Origin of the sequence: Corynebacterium sp. HMSC08D02, assembly GCF_001807505.1 — a bacterium.
In the GTDB taxonomy this organism is placed as follows: domain Bacteria; phylum Actinomycetota; class Actinomycetes; order Mycobacteriales; family Mycobacteriaceae; genus Corynebacterium; species Corynebacterium pseudogenitalium.
The window spans coordinates 17,688-35,554 of record NZ_KV789235.1 but is presented as its reverse complement, the minus strand read 5'-3'; the positions used below and the strand labels follow the sequence as shown (position 1 = coordinate 35,554).

Annotated in this window: 15 protein-coding genes; 4 read left to right on the top strand and 11 right to left on the bottom strand. The window is 56.5% G+C overall.

Translation table 11 applies throughout. The features are described from left to right. Positions 1-16: 16 nt before the first annotated feature. The 7 genes from HMPREF3170_RS11200 to aspS form a co-directional block, all read right to left on the bottom strand. Complete coding sequence (locus tag HMPREF3170_RS11200) at positions 17-439, bottom strand: prepilin peptidase (RefSeq protein ID WP_083290772.1); 423 nt, start codon at positions 437-439, stop codon at positions 17-19. A gap of 3 nt (positions 440-442) precedes the next feature. After that, positions 443-1,264: a shikimate dehydrogenase gene (locus HMPREF3170_RS00455; RefSeq protein ID WP_070477039.1), complete on the bottom strand. Its 822-nt coding sequence runs from the start codon at positions 1,262-1,264 to the stop codon at positions 443-445. Beyond that, positions 1,264-2,430 (bottom strand): endolytic transglycosylase MltG, encoded by a 1,167-nt coding sequence (mltG, locus tag HMPREF3170_RS00450; protein WP_070477037.1) that lies wholly within the window; start codon positions 2,428-2,430, stop codon positions 1,264-1,266. Before mltG ends, HMPREF3170_RS00455 begins: the two co-directional genes overlap by 1 nt. Further along, positions 2,427-2,921, bottom strand: a complete 495-nt coding sequence (ruvX, locus tag HMPREF3170_RS00445; RefSeq protein ID WP_070362388.1) for a Holliday junction resolvase RuvX — start codon at positions 2,919-2,921, stop codon at positions 2,427-2,429. Before ruvX ends, mltG begins: the two co-directional genes overlap by 4 nt. Positions 2,922-3,031: 110 nt before the next feature. Continuing rightward, the gene (gene alaS / locus HMPREF3170_RS00440) at positions 3,032-5,698 is read right to left on the bottom strand and encodes an alanine--tRNA ligase (protein ID WP_070477035.1); all 2,667 of its coding nucleotides are present in this window, start codon (positions 5,696-5,698) and stop codon (positions 3,032-3,034) included. A 48-nt stretch (positions 5,699-5,746) separates the two neighbouring features. Next, positions 5,747-7,117 carry a replication-associated recombination protein A gene (locus HMPREF3170_RS00435; RefSeq protein WP_070477033.1) on the bottom strand — a complete coding sequence of 457 codons (1,371 nt, stop codon included), beginning with the start codon at positions 7,115-7,117 and terminating at the stop codon, positions 5,747-5,749. Between the two features lie 145 nt (positions 7,118-7,262). After that, positions 7,263-9,038 (bottom strand): aspartate--tRNA ligase, encoded by a 1,776-nt coding sequence (gene aspS, locus HMPREF3170_RS00430; RefSeq protein ID WP_070477189.1) that lies wholly within the window; start codon positions 9,036-9,038, stop codon positions 7,263-7,265. Between the two features lie 114 nt (positions 9,039-9,152). On the opposite strand from aspS, the gene HMPREF3170_RS00425 reads away from it, so the two are divergent. Beyond that, positions 9,153-10,055, top strand: a complete 903-nt coding sequence (locus tag HMPREF3170_RS00425; RefSeq protein ID WP_255365768.1) for a KPN_02809 family neutral zinc metallopeptidase — start codon at positions 9,153-9,155, stop codon at positions 10,053-10,055. Between the two features lie 28 nt (positions 10,056-10,083). Beyond that, positions 10,084-11,478 (top strand): L-serine ammonia-lyase, encoded by a 1,395-nt coding sequence (locus HMPREF3170_RS00420; protein WP_070362384.1) that lies wholly within the window; start codon positions 10,084-10,086, stop codon positions 11,476-11,478. A 6-nt stretch (positions 11,479-11,484) separates the two neighbouring features. Here HMPREF3170_RS00420 and hisS read toward each other — a convergent pair whose 3' ends face one another. From hisS to tpx, 3 genes are read right to left on the bottom strand one after another with little or no spacing between them, the layout of a single operon-like run. Next, positions 11,485-12,774 carry a histidine--tRNA ligase gene (gene hisS / locus HMPREF3170_RS00415; RefSeq protein WP_070477031.1) on the bottom strand — a complete coding sequence of 430 codons (1,290 nt, stop codon included), beginning with the start codon at positions 12,772-12,774 and terminating at the stop codon, positions 11,485-11,487. 43 nt (positions 12,775-12,817) lie between these two features. Then, a complete protein-coding gene (locus tag HMPREF3170_RS00410; protein ID WP_070477029.1) occupies positions 12,818-13,456 on the bottom strand; it encodes an MBL fold metallo-hydrolase in 639 nt (212 codons plus the stop codon). A gap of 33 nt (positions 13,457-13,489) precedes the next feature. Continuing rightward, complete coding sequence (gene tpx / locus HMPREF3170_RS00405) at positions 13,490-13,987, bottom strand: thiol peroxidase (protein ID WP_070477027.1); 498 nt, start codon at positions 13,985-13,987, stop codon at positions 13,490-13,492. A gap of 120 nt (positions 13,988-14,107) precedes the next feature. Between tpx and HMPREF3170_RS00400 the strand changes: the two genes are divergently transcribed. Then, positions 14,108-15,040 carry a peptidylprolyl isomerase gene (locus tag HMPREF3170_RS00400; RefSeq protein ID WP_070477025.1) on the top strand — a complete coding sequence of 311 codons (933 nt, stop codon included), beginning with the start codon at positions 14,108-14,110 and terminating at the stop codon, positions 15,038-15,040. A 124-nt stretch (positions 15,041-15,164) separates the two neighbouring features. Beyond that, positions 15,165-15,497, top strand: a complete 333-nt coding sequence (locus HMPREF3170_RS00395; RefSeq protein ID WP_070477023.1) for a hypothetical protein — start codon at positions 15,165-15,167, stop codon at positions 15,495-15,497. 81 nt (positions 15,498-15,578) lie between these two features. Here the strand turns inward: HMPREF3170_RS00395 and HMPREF3170_RS00390 are convergent, their stop codons facing one another. Further along, positions 15,579-17,858 carry a RelA/SpoT family protein gene (locus HMPREF3170_RS00390; RefSeq protein ID WP_083290771.1) on the bottom strand — a complete coding sequence of 760 codons (2,280 nt, stop codon included), beginning with the start codon at positions 17,856-17,858 and terminating at the stop codon, positions 15,579-15,581. Between the last annotated feature and the right edge of the window lie 9 nt (positions 17,859-17,867).

Genomic DNA, 17,867 nt, shown 5'->3' with positions numbered 1-17,867 from the left:
TATTCTGTCACACTTCTCATGAGAAGATGCAGTTTCCAGCATAGATTCCAATTACTGCCCAACTCGCCAACACCATCGACGGGCCATGTGGAACACGGCGAGACCTCACGAGTAACGCGAAACATACCGTGCAGAAGCTGCTTATAAACAACGCCACAATAACACCGATGAATCCCCCAGCCGCTGCTGAAGCAACTCCCAGTGGAAGCGCGAGTTTGATGTCACCGCCACCAATGCCCTGTCCAAACAGCAAATAGGTAGCAGGCCAAAGCATACCCACAGATAAGAAGGGCTCGAACGCGACGGCAATGACAGCTACAACGCACAGTGGCAACGTGAGCCAATTAGGCAACCTCGTGTATTTCAGGTCGTACCAGCATGTCAGTATCGACCAGGCCAACCCCAGAGCGACCGCGCCCCAAACAGCTCCCCCCGCCATCTTCTAGTGACTTTGCTGCTCTAACGCGGTCCAATGCTCCACGAGCGCCGTTTCCATTTCGTCACGCGGCGCATTGCGTCCCGTGAACTGTTCGAACTGTGAGAACGCCTGCCCCGCTAGCATCGTCAGCCCCCCGACTGCTTTGTAACCGTTCGCGGCAGATTGGGATACCAGCGGAGTCGGCCACGGATCATATATGACATCCAGCAACGGGGCGTGAGCCAGCTGCTGAACATAGGGCCGCAGCGTATCTGCGGGGACAGTCGAAACAACCACGTCAGCAGCAGCCGTAACTTTGAAAAGATCACTGTCAAAAGATACGAAGTTGCACCTAATGCCTTCCGTCAGTCCTCGAAGCTCGCCGCTCCTATCTGAACGATTGATAACAGTAATTTCCTCAACCCCTCGTTCCCGAAGGGCCCAAATCACAGCCCGAGAAGTACCGCCGGCGCCGATCACAACCGCTCGTTGGATATCTGCTCCGCCAAGCAAACGGCGAAGCGCGTACAGCACTCCTTCGCAGTCAGTGTTATCCGCCCGCCACCCCTGGTGCGTGCGGACCAGGGTGTTCGCGGACCCGATCGCAATTGCCCGATCGGTTGCCCGATCCGCAACCTTTAACGCGGCAAACTTGCCGGGCATCGTAACTGAAAACCCTTGGAAACTCTCGTCCGCCTCAAGCACGACCCTGGGAAGGTCTGCTTCGACGCACTCAATCCTTGTGTAACGCCAATCATCGAGCCCCAGAGCCTTATACCCAGCGTGGTGCAAGACCGGTGAGAGTGAATGCTTAATCGGGGAACCGAGGACGGCTGCTTGGTACATTACTGCTCCCGATTTCCTTCGCGCTGAGAATCGAGAATGCCAGAGTCATACGCGCGCTGCGTATCCTCCAAATGCTTATCAAAAGTGCGGTTAAAGACTGTCGTGCCATCCTTATCGATGGTCACAAAGAACAGCCAATCACCTTCTGCAGGCCGCTCCATCGCCTCAATTGCTTCCATCGATGGTGATGCAATCGGCGTTTGCGGTAGTCCATCCATCGCGTACGTGTTCCAAGGAGTGACCCGCTCACGGTCCTCACGTGACGTCGCAACCTCAACAGAGGGCAACCCATAGTTGACGGTCGAATCAAACTCGAGACGCATAGGCTCTTTGAGACGGTTCAGGATAACTCGAGCCACCTTATCGAACTCTCCGGCGGGAGCCTCACGCTCAACCAGAGATGCAGCTACGACGAGTTCGTACGGAGTCAATCCAACTGACTTTGCCCTCGTGACTATGTCTGTCGCTTCATACTGCTTTGCAGATCGCGTAATCAAATCAGTGAGCACGGCCTCGGCAGACGCCCCTGGATCCACGATGTACTCACCCGGAGCAATAAGTCCTTCAAGACGTTTCGCGTCTCCCGCTCGAGCGTTCACTACCTCGAGTGCCCACTCTGGAACGCCGAGGCTCGCCGGATCCGCATCGGCCGCAACGTGGTGCAGCTCTTCAACAGTAACGCAACCAGGTTTAACTTCCTCACCACAAGAAACTTGCTGAATCATGGACAAGATACCAAGACGCCGTTGCCCACCAACTACGTTGACATCCATGAGCGTTGCACCCCCATAAACCTGTAGTGGCGTCACGCGCTTGGATGGGTCAAGCAGCGCAGCCACGGCGCTGTCCGCACTCATCTCACCTTCCAAGCGGTAAAATCCAGGCTGAATGTTGTCCGAGTCCGCATTATTCGCAGCTGCAGTCTGGAACGCTCCGTTCGAAGCAACAATGCCACGTTCTTCAAGCTCAGGACCCAGCGACGAAATGTTCGAGCCCTCGGGGATCTCGACGACTTGTTCCTCACCATTACCGGTACCGTTAAAATCGGCGTTCGTGCCGTTACGCATCACCGCGATCCAGGCAATCAATCCAATGATCAGCAAGATCGACGTTACGAGCACCGCCGTGCCCCGTGTACGTCGTTTCGAGGTTGTTGGGGTCGTCACGATTGATTCTCCTTGAAGTAATTCGTTCGGCCGTCCAGCCAGGATTGCAAAATCTCAACCGCCGCAGCTTGATCAATCACACTACGACCAGCGCGCTCGTTCACGCCGCTCGCACGCAAGGCGTGAGCTGCAGCAACAGTTGTTAGACGTTCATCAGCCATTCTTACGGGAAGCCCAGATCGTCGCCTAATCCGGAACGCGATCTCTTTCGCGTGTTTGACGCTACGTGAGCCGTGACCTTTTAAATCGCGTGGCAGACCAACAACAACTTCAACGATCTTGTACTCGTCGATGATGTCGATGATTCTATCGATATCTGCTCCGTCGCGATCTTTAAATCCTGTAACACGGGCAACAGTCTCAAGTGGAGTCGCTAGCTTTGCATCACGGTCTGACGATGCGACACCGATACGAACTGTACCGACGTCAATTCCGAGGCGACGTCCCGGCCCGGGATCTTGAACCCCGGGGCGATCGGGCTGCACCGTCATACCATCACTCCAACCGTTTACTCTGTGCCTTCCCTTAAAACCTACTGGTTTTTTGGGACAACGGATATCCAAATACGGCGTGTCGCACTATTGATCCGTGCTTACGGGGCTTAGGCACCAAGTACGTCGCGGATTGCCTTGAAGCCGGCATCGATACCATCAGCGGAAGAGCCGGAGCCCTGAGCAAGGTTCGGCTTGCCGCCACCGCGCCCGTTGACGTATTCACCGAAGGACTTCACAAGTTCGCCAGCCTTGATCCCGCTCTCTACCGCCGCACTGGTAGCTGCAAACACGAACGGCACCTTGCCGCCGTTATCAGAGGCCAGCGCAATGACCGCGGCCTCACCTTCCAGCTTGCCGCGTAGGTCGTTCGCCAAGGTGCGAACATCGCCAGCTTCGATACCGTCGGGCAGCTTCGCAGCAATCACCTTGTACGCACCGATGGTCTCTGCGCGGTCCAAGAACTCGCCAGTCTTCGACAGCAACTGCTGACGGTGCAAATTCTCAATCTCTTTTTCAGCAGCTCGGAGCCGCTCTGTGAGCTGCGCAATGCGCTCCGGCAGCTGGCCTGTTGGAGTCTTGAGCTCGGCAGCGAGCCCCGAGGCCAGTGCAGCTTCTTTCGAAAAGTACTGGAAGGAGTCCATGCCGGAGTACGCCTCGATACGGCGTGCGCCAGAGCCAACAGAAGACTCGCCGAGCACAGCAACAGGTCCAATCTGTGACGAGTGCTCAACGTGTGTACCACCGCACAGCTCAATAGAGAACGGCCCGCCGATCTCTACCACCCGCACCTGGTCACCGTAGTTCTCGCCGAATAGCGCCATCGCGCCCATTTCCTTCGCCTTTGATAGCGAAGTTTCGATGGTGTTAACCGCGAAGTCTGCGTCCACCGCCTGGTTCGTAATGGTTGCAATCTCCTGGAGCTGAGCATCAGTCAGCTGTTCGGTGTAGTTGAAGTCGAAACGCAGGTAGCCAGGCTTGTTCATCGAACCAGCCTGGACAGCGGTTGGGCCGAGCACCTGACGTAGCGCAGCGTGAATGAGGTGGGTAGCGGTATGCGCCTGTCGCGCCCCATGACGCCACTTCTCATCAACTTCAGCTTGTACCTGATCGCCGAGGCCAATGCCGCCATGTTCCACGGTTGCCTTGTGCACCCACAGTTTCTTGCCGATCTTCTGCACGTCATGAACTTGCAACATCGTATCGCCGACGCGAATCAGACCGCGGTCGGCCATCTGGCCGCCGGCTTCGGCGTACATCGGAGTGACGTCGAGAATAACCTCGACCTCATCGCCTTCCGCAGCCTCGTTCACCTTGTCACCGTCGCGGACGAGACCGAGAACTCGGGCATCATGCTCAAGTTCTGAATAGCCCACAAACTCGGTCGGGTGGTTGTCCACCCACTCCCGATAGAGCGATTCATCAACGTTACGGTGCTTCTTCGCTTTATTGTCAGCCTTCGCCCGAGCTCGCTGCTCCTGCATGGCGGAGTTAAATGCGTCCATATCGACGTCAAGTCCGGCCTCATGCGCCATCTCCAACGTCAAGTCAATTGGGAAACCGTACGTGTCGTGGAGTTCGAATGCCTGCTGACCAGGCAGAGTCTTCGCTCCGGATGCACGCAGTTGCTCGACGGTTTCGTCGAATCGGTGTGTACCGGATTCGAGGGTCTTCAAGAAGGCACGTTCTTCAGCCAAAGCAACCCGCAGGATACGTTCCCGGTTCTTCGCGATCTCCGGGAACGACGGCGTCATTGTATCCATAATGGTGTTCATGAAGACCTCAAGCACGTTCCCAGTTGCGCCTAGAAGACGTGCAGAGCGAACAATTCGGCGCAGCAAGCGGCGCAGAATGTAACCGCGCCCCTCGTTCGACGGCGTAACACCATCGAGAATGATCATCATGCCTGTACGCGAGTGGTCCGCAATCACGCGGAACCTTACATCATCTTCGTGCACTCCTGCGTCGTACTTAGTGCCGGTAAGCTCAACTGCCGCGTCAATAACGGGGCGGAGCAGATCTGTTTCATACACATTGTCGACGCCCTGCAGCAGGCAGGCAACGCGTTCGATGCCTAGCCCGGTATCGATGTTCTTCTTTGGCAGCTCTCCGACGAGCTCAAAGTTGCCCTTCTTGTCGCCCTCACCGCGAATCGACTCCATGAAGACCAAGTTCCAGATCTCCATGTAGCGGTTATCGTCAGCGATTGGCCCGCCCTCTTTACCGTATTCAGGGCCACGGTCATAGTAGATCTCCGAGCACGGACCACATGGCCCAGGAATACCCATGGACCAGAAGTTGTCCTCCATGCCCATTCGCTGGATATGCGACGGATCTACCCCGATCTTGTTTTCCCAAATCGAAGCAGCCTCGTCGTCATCCAGATACACCGTCACCCACAGCCGCTCTGGGTCGAGGCCGTAACCGCCATCCTCTACGCTGCCCGTCAGCAGCTCCCATGCGTGAGTAATCGCGCCTTCCTTGAAATACTGGCCGAAGGAGAAGTTGCCGGCCATCTGGAAAAACGTATTGTGGCGAGTCGTGATACCTACTTCTTCAATATCAAGCGTTCTCACGCACTTTTGAATCGAAGTCGCTTTCCCATGTTCAAAGGGAGGGTTCTGTTGGCCAAGAAAATACGGCTTGAACGGAACCATGCCCGCATTCACGAACAGCAGTGTCGGATCGTCCAAGATAAGCGATGCGCTCGGAACTGGTGTATGTCCTGCACGAACGAAGTGCTGCGTAAAGCGCTCACGAATCTCATGGGTTTGCACGGAGTAGTTTCCTTTCAAGTTCGAATCAATCTCGAACTACTCTACCCCTCAACCACGTACTAACCTACGCAGCCTACCCAAGAACCCGGAAATTCTTCGCTCGTCACCGTGGCCCGTTGGTGTGTAGTAGACCGCATCCTCTAAGCCGTCGGGAATGTACTGTTGTTGTACTACCCCCTTCGGGTCATCATGCGGGTAGACATAACCGACTGCATTGCCCATCGCTTTCGCGCCCTCATAATGCCCGTCCCGTAAATGCGCTGGAACCGGGCCGATCTTTCCCGCGCGCACGTCCTCCTGGGCGCGCGTAATCGCCTGAATCACTGCTGGCGATTTTGGCGCGGTAGCCAAATGAATCGTCGCTTGTGCAAGTGTCAGTCGACCCTCAGGCATCCCGATCAGCTGTACCGCCTGCGCTGCGGCAACTGCAGTTTGCAACGCTGATGGATCGGCCATACCAATGTCCTCCGAAGCATGAATGACCAGCCTGCGCGCTATAAAGCGAGGATCCTCACCAGCTTCAATCATCCGTGCCAAATAGTGCAACGCTGCGTCGACATCTGAGCCTCGAATCGACTTGATGAATGCGGAAACTACGTCGTAGTGCTGGTCGCCGTCCCGGTCGTAACGCACCACCGCACGGTTCACGCTTTCCCTCACGACATCAAGAGTGATTGTCTCCCCCGGTTCGACTGATGCTGCAGCTGCCTCCAAGTACGTCAAACTGCGGCGTGCATCTCCACCCGCCAAGGCTATGAGTTGCGCTCGCGCGTCGTCGGCAAGCTTCACGGAACCCGCGAGCCCACGTTCGTCTTGTATCGCTCGATCTATCACCACACCGAGGTCTTCAGCCGACAAGGATTCAAGTTTCAGAAGCAACGAGCGTGAAAGCAGCGGGGCTACCACGCTAAACGACGGATTCTCTGTCGTAGCCGCTACAAGCAACACCGTGCGATTCTCGACGGCCGCTAACAGCGCATCCTGTTGAGTCTTAGAAAACCGATGAACCTCGTCAATAAACAGGACCGTACTCTCACCCGAGATCAAATCTCTACGCGCTGCATCGATGACCGCGCGGATCTCCTTCACCCCTGAAGACAGTGCAGAAAGACCAACGAAGTTTTGCCCCATTGTTTTGGCGATCAACGAAGCGATGGTTGTTTTACCAGTACCGGGTGGACCGTAAAGTATCACTGAGGCTGCACCCGATCCTTCTACAAGTCGACGTAGAGGTTTGCCCTCGGAAAGAAGATGCTGCTGCCCAGCAACTTCATCCAAACTCTGAGGGCGCATTCGGGCAGCGAGGGGTGCACCGTGACCTGCTGCAAAAAAGTCTGAGCCACGTTGTGCGCTACCATCATTGGCAGTCTGCTGGCCACTAGTCGGTAAGGAGTTACCGAATAGATCACCCTGCGACATGTTTACTCTCCTCAAAAACTACCGCTCAGTCCCGGCAGGCCGACCACCTGTGAGAAAAGCCGGAGCCCCAACAACCTACACGGTTGCCGACGCTCCGGCACGCGTTTGTCTCATTGCGCCGGCTCATCCGTGCGCAATGTCGACGCTACTTCTTCGGTTTAAAATCAACGCCAGTCTCTTTACGCTGCTCGTCTGGAATAGGCGCAGGCGCATCCGTCAGTGGGTCTACGCCGCCGCCGGACTTCGGGAAGGCAATGACGTCACGAATGGAGTCAAACCCGCCAAGCAAGGACACAATGCGGTCCCAGCCGAATGCGATGCCGCCGTGCGGTGGCGCACCGTAAGCAAATGCCTCAAGCAGGAAGCCAAACTTCTCCTTGGCTTCTTCCTCGGTGATGCCCATGACTTCGAAGACACGCTGCTGGACGTCTCGCTCGTGAATACGGATGGATCCGCCACCGATTTCGTTGCCGTTGCAGACAATGTCGTATGCGTATGCCAGAGCTTCGCCTGGGTTCTTCTCGAAGTCTGCCTTGAATTCTGGCTTCGGCGAGGTAAACGCGTGGTGCACAGCGGTCCACTTCGAGTGGCCAAGCGCAACGTCTCCGGAGGCTGTCGCGTCAGCGGACGGTTCGAACATAGGAGCATCAACCACCCAAGTAAACGCCCAATCGCCTTCCTTAATCAGGCCAAGCTTGCGAGCGATTTCCCCTCGCGCTGCGCCGAGCAATGCACGTGCACTCTTCGCGTCACCTGCTGCGAAGAAGATGCAGTCGCCAGGCTTCGCACCAACGTGTGCTGCAATGCCGGCCTTCTCTTCCTCGGTGATGTTCTTCGCAACAGGACCACCGAGCTCGCCGTCCTCCTGCACCAAGATGTACGCCAGGCCCTTCGCGCCGCGCTGCTTTGCCCATTCCTGCCAGGCATCAAGCTGACGGCGGGGCTGCGAAGCGCCACCATCCATGACAACGGCACCGACGTAGTCGTTCTGGAAGACGCGGAAGGTCGTGTCCTTGAAAAACTCAGTGCAGTCCACCAGCTGAATATCGAAACGAAGGTCAGGCTTGTCCGAGCCGTACTTCTCCATCGCGTCTTTGTATGTCATGCGCGGGATCGGAGTAGAGACCTCGTAGCCGATCAGCTTCCACAACTCAACAACGATCTGCTCCGCGAGAGCGATGATGTCGTCCTGGTCGATAAAGCTGGCCTCGATATCGAGCTGTGTGAACTCCGGCTGGCGGTCCGCACGGAAGTCTTCGTCGCGGTAGCAGCGCGCGATCTGGTAGTAGCGTTCCATGCCGCTGACCATCAAAAGCTGTTTGAACAGCTGTGGCGACTGCGGCAATGCATACCAGGTACCAGGGCGCAAACGCGCCGGCACCAGGAAATCACGCGCACCTTCAGGGGTAGAACGGGTCAACGTTGGCGTTTCAATTTCCGTGAAATCATTCGCATCCAACACTTTACGTGCTGCGCGATTCGCCGCTGCGCGGAGGCGAAGTGCTGCGGCCTGTCGCTCACGACGAAGGTCAAGGTAGCGGTACTTCAAGCGAGTCTCTTCGCCTACCTCGTTCGAAGAGGCGTCCTCAATCTGGAACGGCAGCGCAGCAGCCTTGTTGAGCACCTTCAGCTCAGAAACGTTGACCTCGATCTCACCCGACGCAAGGTTCGGGTTAGCCGAGCCCTCTGGGCGTGGTTCAACAACACCAGTTACCTGAATGCAGTACTCGCTACGCAAATCGTGCGCAGCTTCAGCGACTTCCGAATCCCTAAAAACCACCTGCGCGTAGCCAGAGCGGTCACGCAAGTCGATAAAAATAACGCCACCGTGGTCGCGCCTACGGCCTACCCAACCTGCCAGCGTGACGGTTTGTCCTTCAAGGTCTTTGCGGAGCTCGCCCGCGAGATGAGTGCGCAGCACAGTCTGTTCCACGTCCTTCCACGTGAGGTACAACATTAACTGTTGAAAGTGTACCCCCTTTGTCTCGCATGCGAAGGGACGGGTCCGAAGACCGTACCAATTCCCCATAAACGCCTGCGTCTATGGCATGCTTGTCCCATGACGTTTAACAGCAACTATCAGCGCGGAAGTGGCTACGCAAAGACTGGTTCAGGTGGGCGGCGTGGCGTCCCAATCGCCGCAGGCGGTGGTATTGGTGGACTTGTACTCATAGTTCTCTTTATTGCACTGGGCGGAAATCCGGCTGATCTCATCGAGCAATCTCCATCCGGCACAGAGCCGGATTCGAGCTACTCCTTGGAGCATTGCAACGAGGACAACGCTGCTAACAAATACGACGACTGCCGGGTCGAGGCAGCCGGCGTATCCGTCAACGGTGTTTGGAAAACGCTTTTGCCAGAGCAAGCTGGCCTTGACTACACCGAACCAGGCCTCACCTTGTTCCGGGACGCGACGCAGACTGGCTGCGGCTATGCTTCCTCAGCTACCGGTCCTTTCTATTGCCCCGCCGACCAAACAGCGTACTTTGACACCACGTTTTTTGAGCAGCTCAATGCACTCGGCGGGAACGACGCCCCGTTCACGCAAATGTATGTGACGGCTCACGAGTTTGGACACCACGTGCAGCAGATTGAGGGCACCCTCGGCCTCAGCAACTATAACGATCCTGGTGAGCATTCTGCTGCCGTAGCTATCGAAATGCAGGCCGACTGCTACGCGGGTATCTGGGCGCATTACGCGGACAAGGGTGACAACGCGTTGCTTGAGCCGCTAACTGAAGACGACGTCCTCGCTGCAATTGAGACCGCACAGGCTATCGGGGACGACAACATCCAACGCCGCTCGGGCGGCGACGTCAATCCTGATACCTGGACACATGGTTCTTCTGAGCAGCGAAAGACTGCGTTTATGTCCGGGTACAGGACCGGCAAAATGTCCGCCTGCGACACTCTCAACCGTGGCGTCTACAACAGCTAAATCTTTCTGGTGATGTAACATCGCGCGCATGTCACACAATGCAGTCAGCGTCGTTGATTTGTTCAGCATCGGAATCGGCCCATCGTCTTCTCATACGGTGGGCCCTATGCGTGCCGCGCTTGCATTTATCGAGGATTTGAGTGAAGCGCCCGCCGCAGTCAAGGTTGAGCTGCGAGGCTCCTTGGCGGCAACGGGTGTGGGCCACGGAACCGACCGAGCTGTGCTACTGGGACTTGTCGGTTATACCCCACTTACTACTTCTGCGGACACCCGGCCGCTTCCTGGTGAGCTCATTCCAGAACGAGGGCACATCCAAGGTCCAGAGCGTGAACTCGACTATGAAGTCGCGATGAACCCGGTGCCCGTCGCTAAGCACCCAAACTGCCTGATTTTCGATGCGTGGAACGCCGAGGGCGTGCGCATCGCTTCCCGTAAAGAGTACTACTCCGTTGGCGGTGGTTTTATCCTCGACCGCACGCAGATGGAAGCAAACCGCGACCAGGCGGGCGTCGCCACCGTACGCGATGCGGTTAACGTCCCCTACCCATTTTCCGATGGTGCGTCCCTAATGCGCCAGTGCGAAACTCATCAGCTATCTATCGCAGAACTCATGCGTGCGAACGAAGAAGCGATACACGGCAAGGACGTCCTGGATGCTCACCTCGACGCGGTCTGGGACACCATGCAAGAGTGCGTCGCCCACGGCCTAAAAACGGAAGGTGAGCTTCCAGGTGGACTATCAGTTCGTCGCCGCGCTCCTCGGCTACATCGCTTATTGACGGCCGAATACGAGGCCTCCGCATCTCGCGGCCTTGACGCGATGGAATGGGTCAACTTGTACGCTCTCGCTGTCAATGAGGAAAACGCCGCGCACGGGCGCATCGTGACCGCCCCGACGAATGGTGCGGCGGGGATTATCCCGGCCGTCATGCACTACTGCCGGGATTTTACCGACGACTTCGACCGGGATGCTGCGCATCAGTTCCTGCTGACCGCTGGAGCGATCGGCGCCATCATTAAGACGAACGCCTCTATTTCCGGTGCCGAAGTCGGGTGTCAGGGCGAGGTAGGGTCCGCATCGTCCATGGCCGCAGCCGGTATGTGCGCAATTCTGGGCGGCACTCCGCAGCAGATAGAGAACGCTGCCGAGATTGGCCTCGAGCACAACCTCGGACTCACATGCGATCCAGTGGCTGGCCTTGTGCAGATTCCTTGCATAGAACGAAATGCCATCGGAGCGGTGAAATCAATCAACGCGGCCCGCCTAGCCAAGCTTGGTGATGGAACCAATAAAGTCACGCTCGATGATGTAGTAGAAACGATGGCAGCGACAGGCCACGACATGATGAGCAAGTACAAAGAGACGTCAATGGGAGGCCTCGCTGTACAGCTTGGCCTCCCGGTCAACATCACAGAGTGCTAAATCAGGCTAGCTCACTGCCTGAATAATGGCCGTAGCCTGAAGCGGAACGGCAACTTGTTCGTGGCTCTCCAGATTCTTGACCGCCACTTCCCCGTTCGTCAGCTCCTGGTCCCCGAGCACGAGAGCAAAGCGCGCACCCGCCCGGTCAGCGCCTTTCATTGCGCCTTTCAAACCGCGACCACCGTACGCCATGTCAGCTGAAATTCCTGCGGCACGGAGCTCGTCGATAAGCGAGCTCATCTTGCGGCGAGCCTCCTCACCGATTGCTACGCCGAACACCTCAACGCGACGATCCAGATTCGGGAGCGCCACCTCCTCAGCCTCCAACGCGAGCACTGTCCTATCAACGCCAAGCCCGAATCCGATGCCTGACAGATCTTGGCCACCGATCTGCGCCATCAAGCCATCGTAACGTCCACCTCCGCCAATTCCCGACTGAGCCCCAAGACCATCGTGCACAAACTCGAAAGTAGTCTTTGTGTAGTAGTCAAGGCCTCGCACCATCCGCGGGTTAATCACAAACGGAACCCCCATATCCTTCAGCGTCCCGGTAACAGTCTCGAAGTGCTCGCGAGACGCATCTGAGAGGTGGTCCAGCATCAACGGCGCATCGGCTAGAAGCTCCTGTACCTCCGGACGCTTGTCGTCCAGAACACGAAGCGGATTGATTTCCACGCGGTGCTGCGTCTCCTCGTCTAACGGGAGCTTCTTGAGGAAAGCTTGGAGCTTTTCCCGGTATGCGGGCCTGCAGGTGTGATCGCCAAGGCTTGTCAGCTCGAGGCGAAAGCCTTTCAACCCAACACTCCGGTAGCAACGATCCGCAAGTGCGATAATCTCCGCATCAAGCAAGGGGTCGTCGACGCCAATTGCCTCGACACCAACTTGCTGCAACTGGCGGTACCTGCCAGCTTGCGGACGCTCGTATCTGAAAAACGGACCGGCGTAGTTCAGTTTCACCGGCAGATAACCCCTGTCAAGGTTGTGTTGGATCACTGCACGCATGACGCCTGCAGTCCCCTCTGGACGCAAGGTCACAGAACGCCCGCCACGGTCGGCAAACGTGTACATTTCCTTCGACACAACATCGGTAGATTCACCGACACCACGGGCGAAAAGAGTTGTGTCTTCGAAAACCGGAAGCTCGATGTGTTGGAAACCCGCAACATGCGCCTGTCGCACGAACTCATCGCGGACATAAAGGAACTTCGACGACGCCGGGGGCACGTACTCCTGCACTCCCTTTGGAGCGCTCAGTGCCTTGAACTTTTCTTTTTGGGGTTTCTTCGTATCACTCACGGGGACTGAGTCTAGCTGTTCTCCGTCGCTACCGCAGCCATGGCTACTGATTACGAGCCTCAAGGAGAAACGGGTTCGTGGTTCGTTCGTGCGCCATGGTTGTACCGGGCCCGTGTCCAGGCAACAACGTTGTCTCGTCAGGAATCGCCCAAACCGGTCCACACAAAGAGGTTTTCATTGCCCCTGGATCGGAGTGTGGCAGGTCAGTCCGGCCGACGGACCCCGCGAACAGCACGTCGCCTGAAAACATGACGTCGCCCATCTGATAGAGGACACTGCCGGGAGAATGGCCTGGAGTATGAGTTACATCAACCCTAAAACTGCCGATTTCAAGTGGCCCATCTGCGTCAAACGTGCGGAGGTCCGATACGGCCTCCATCGAAGCGGCGTCGAAAAGCTCGAGTGTTGAGGCAGGAAGACCGCGTCCATGATCAAGCATGAACGCGTCAGCTGCGTGAATAAATACGGGAACCTGGTACCGCGCAACATCTCTCGTATGGTCAATATGGCCGTGGGTAAGAAAGATGGCTACAAGTTGCAGCCCCTCTTCCTTGAGAAACGCAGAAACGACCTGGTGTGTTCCCATGCCGGCATCGACGAGGCAGGCTAGCTTCGCAGAATCATCGATGATGACGTAGCAGTTCGTCTGAAACGGTCCCGACGTAAAACCTAAGATTCGCAATGCCTACCTCGCCGTCTACCTAAATCTCTCCGACTAGGAAAGGGCAGCCTCGGCAGCCGAGTAGTTGGGCTCGTTGGTGATCTCCTCGACCAGCTCGACGTGCACCACGCGATGATCGGCGTCAGTCACGATGACCGCGCGTGCAAGCAATCCCTTGAGTGGCGTTCCGTCAAGCGTGAGGCCGAACGCCGTGCCGAAATCAGAGCGGAATGCAGAGAGGGCCTCTACATTCTCGATGCCCTCTGCCGCGCAGAAACGCTGCTGAGCAAACGGCAAGTCCTTCGAGATACAAAGCACTGCAGTGTTTTCTGCAGATCCCGCGAGCTCATTAAACGCTCGCACAGACTTTGCGCACACGTCAGTGTCTAGCGATGGGAAAACGTTCAGTACCAGGCGCTTCCCCTCGTAATCGGTCAACTTCTTTTCCGAAAGATCGCCTGCGACTAGCACGGCGTCAGGAAGGGTGTCGCCTACCTTCGGAAGAGATCCAGATGTTTGCGACTCATTACCTTGAAAAAATACCTTTGCCATGCCCACGACCCTACATGAACTATCGGTAGCAAGCAGTCGCACAAAACACAGCAAAATACGACGGGTACAGTTACACCTGCTAATATTTCCCAGTCAACTAGTCAGAATAGAGGTACTACGGTGAGCAATAGAGAGCGCGGTCAAGAAGCCCTTAAACATCTGGAGCGTGAATTGAATTCACGCGATCGAAAGCAGAACTCAAAGCCCTGGTCGATCGCGGCGCTTTCCGCAGTTGTAATCGTGGCGCTAGGCGGCGGCATCTACTTCCTGGCGAACCAGGACGGCGACAGCACCAGCGAAGCACAAAGCTCGGCTGAAGAAACCACCGCCCCAAGCGAATTCGACGCCAACAACTACGAGGCAATCGCGACGAAGCGTGCCGAAGCACTCCCCGCCTCAGTCTCGTGTGAATACACCCCCGATACAGCACAGGGTGACAAGAAAGCAGACCTGCCGAAGACCGACAACGTCTCTACGACAGGGACCGTCAACGTCGAGCTCGACACCAGTGCAGGGCCGATTGGTATGGAGCTCGACCGCTCTGTCTCGCCGTGCACTGTGAATGCGATCGAACACCTCGCCTCTGCTGGCTACTTCAACGATACCGTCTGTCACCGGCTCACCGATGGCGACGGCCTTAAAGTACTGCAGTGCGGTGACCCGACCGGCGTAGGCAGCGGTGGCCCTGGCTTCCAGTTCGCAAATGAGTTCCCGACTGACGAAGCGCTCAAGGCGCTCAAGGACGCGCCTGCTCCTGACGGAGTGTCCCCCGAGGAAGCAGAGCAAATGAAGCAGATGGAGCTCCAGCAGAACCCTCAGAAGTACGCGCGCGGCACCATCGCTATGGCGAACGCCGGTTTGGATACCAATGGGTCCCAGTTCTTCCTGAACTACGGTGATTCAGTGCTGCCTCCGCTGTACACCTACTTCGGTCAAATCTCTGAAGAAGGTTTGAACACCCTTGACAAGATTGCTGAAAAGGGCGTCGAAGGCGGCGGCCGAGACGGCGCACCAGCCGAAGAGGTACGCATCAAATCGGCAACCGTAAAGTAACTACACAGTTGCCTCTCAGCTGCACAGGAGCAGTTTTCAGTCTATTCAAAGTCTTGCAAAACGTCTGATAGCCAACTAGAGTTTGCACTCGTACATTTGTCAATCCCGTCAGATTGGAAAATTCATGAACTTCCGTAAAAGTATTCTTGCAGCAGCCGCTGCTGTAGCTGTCGCAACTTCTGGCGTTGCTGCTGCTGAGGCTGCAGAAAGCACCACCCCAACCACCACGGCCAAGCCAGCTTCGAACACCAAGACTGAGAAGGCCCCGACGGTGAAGAACACCACCTCCAAGAAGTCCACCACGAAGCAGGCTCCTAAGGATCAGTCGAGCGACGAGGGCTCCTCCGTCAAGGACATGTCCCCATCTGAAATCCGTGACTGGATCGCAGTGTTCACCGCCGTCATCGGTGCGCTCGGTACCCTGTTCGCATTCCTGGACAAGTACCTGCGCAAGTAGACCGCTGGCTAGGTGCCACACTGGCATCTCCCACTAGCGCACCCAAGTGGGGTAACCCGTGATCGGGTTACCCCACTTTTTCTATACACCGACGCGGTAGACGTCGAATACCCCTTCAACATTCCGGATCAGATTCATCACAGAAGCGAGCTGCTTCGTATCCGAAACCTGGAAGCTGAATCGAATCGTGGCAATACGGTCTTCCTTAGCTTGTGAGGAAAGCGATAGAATCGCCAATTTTTGTTCAGACATTACCCCCGTGAGTTCCGCGAGGAGGCCGTGCCGGTCAAGAGCTTCCACCTGAACGGTCACGATAGAGGTACCCGCAGAGCCGCCAGCGCCGGACCACGAAACCTCGATCAACCGCTCTGGCTCTTGCCTGAGCTTGTTCGCGTTGGTGCAATCTGTGCGGTGCACCGAAACCCCTCCACCGCGGGTTACGAACCCGAAGATATCGTCGCCAGGAACCGGCTGGCAACAGTTAGCAAATTTGGCCATTACATCCGGGCTGCCCTGCACCAAGACTACAGGGCCATCGCCCGAGGGTTCTGGTCGGATGATCTTTGAATGGGGCGTCCGATCCGCCAGAAGATCTGCGGCGTCTTCGACGTCACCAAACTGGTCGACCAGCATTTTTGCAACATGCCGGGACGAAACATTCCCAGCGCCGATAGCCGTGTACAGGGCATCTACATCGGAGTAACGCAGCCTGCGTGCAATATCGCGCATTGACTCAGGCGTAAATAGCCGGTGAAGTGGAAGTCCGCTCCGCTGTACTTCCGCTGCCAGCGCATCGCGTCCGACTTCGAGGTGTTCCTCGCGCCGTTCTTTCGCGAACCACTGACGCACCTTTGTTTTCGCACGCGGTGAAACAATAAAGTCTTGCCAGTCACGAGAAGGCCCGGCATTCGGGTCCTTCGAGGTAAAAATCTCGACGCGGTCACCATTTTGCAGCTGTGACTCCAGAGCAACCAGTTTGCCGTTAACTTTTGCCCCCACGCATCGGTGGCCTACCTCAGTGTGCACCGCGTAGGCAAAGTCCACAGGCGTCGAACCGGCAGGAAGGTTGATAACATCGCCGTGTGGCGTGAAGACGAAAATCTGCTTGCTTGTCAGGTCGTAGCGCAGTGAATCAAGAAACTCATTTGGGTCTGAAGCTTCCTTTTGCCAGTCAAGCAGTTGGCGCATCCACGCCATCTGATCTACTTCAGCCTGATCTCCCTTATGCGATCCTTTCGTCTCTTTGTACCGCCAGTGAGCTGCAACACCGAACTCGGCGTTGTAGTGCATCTCGTGCGTACGTACCTGTACTTCGAGAGCTCGCCCGCTGTTCGTCATCACCGTCGTGTGCAGCGACTGATACACACCGAATCGCGGATTCGAAATATAGTCCTTAAATCGGCCCGGCATTGCAGAATACATAGCATGGACGACGCCGACCGCTGCGTAACAGTCGTGGAGATTATCGACGAGCACGCGAACGCCAACGAGGTCGAAGATTTCGTCGAACTCGTGGCCTCGAACAACCATTTTTTGGTAGATGGACCAATAGTGCTTCGGCCTCCCCATCACCTCTGCGTCGATCCCGTTTTTCTTCAGTTCGGTTTGCAACTCACGAATAATCTCTGCAAGAGCTCTGTCCCGCGAGGGCGCTCGGTCAGCAACTAACCTCACGATCTCTTCGTATTTCTTCGGGTAGAGGATCGCGAACGCGAGATCTTCAAGCTCCCATTTCACTGTCGCCATCCCGAGGCGGTGTGCAAGCGGTGCAATCACATCAAGGGTTTCGCGCGCCTTCTTCGCTTGCTTCTCAGGAGGAAGAAAGCGCATCGTGCGCATGTTGTGGAGCCTATCCGCAACCTTAATCACAAGTACCCGGGGATCCTCCGCCATGGCAACGATCATTTTCCGGATCGTTTCTGCCTCTGCCGACGCCCCAAGCGCAACCTTGTCTAACTTCGTTACGCCATCGACGATTCGTGCCACCTCAGGCCCGAAGTCGGCCGTAAGTTCATCCAGGGTGTAGTCAGTGTCCTCAACGGTGTCATGCAACAGTGCTGCCACCAACGTTGTGGTGTCCATACCAATTTCACCACAGATCGTGGCTACGGCAAGCGGGTGCGTAATATATGGGTCGCCTGATTTCCGGAACACGCCATCGTGTAGCTGCTCAGCCGTCTCATAGGCACGATTCAATAATGCGACGTCGCACTTCGGATGGTGCCGTCGATGAATCGATAACAGCGGGTCCAGGACCGGATTGCTACGGACCCGCACACCGCCAGTGAGCGAACGAGCAAGTATTGCGGACACACTTCGCATCGAGGGTGTATTCCTCTTCGGTGCTTTCTCTTGAGTCACAGTCCGCCT

Bases quoted from the DNA above. Each gene is read 5' to 3' on its own strand.
- tpx (WP_070477027.1), bottom strand. From the start codon at position 13,987: ATGGCAAAGGTATTTTTTCAAGGTAATGAGTCGCAAACATCTGGATCT.
- HMPREF3170_RS00395 (WP_070477023.1), top strand. From the start codon at position 15,165: ATGAACTTCCGTAAAAGTATTCTTGCAGCAGCCGCTGCTGTAGCTGTC.
- HMPREF3170_RS11200 (WP_083290772.1), bottom strand. From the start codon at position 439: ATGGCGGGGGGAGCTGTTTGGGGCGCGGTCGCTCTGGGGTTGGCCTGG.
- HMPREF3170_RS00455 (WP_070477039.1), bottom strand. From the start codon at position 1,264: ATGTACCAAGCAGCCGTCCTCGGTTCCCCGATTAAGCATTCACTCTCA.
- ruvX (WP_070362388.1), bottom strand. From the start codon at position 2,921: ATGACGGTGCAGCCCGATCGCCCCGGGGTTCAAGATCCCGGGCCGGGA.
- HMPREF3170_RS00420 (WP_070362384.1), top strand. From the start codon at position 10,084: ATGTCACACAATGCAGTCAGCGTCGTTGATTTGTTCAGCATCGGAATC.
- HMPREF3170_RS00435 (WP_070477033.1), bottom strand. From the start codon at position 7,117: ATGTCGCAGGGTGATCTATTCGGTAACTCCTTACCGACTAGTGGCCAG.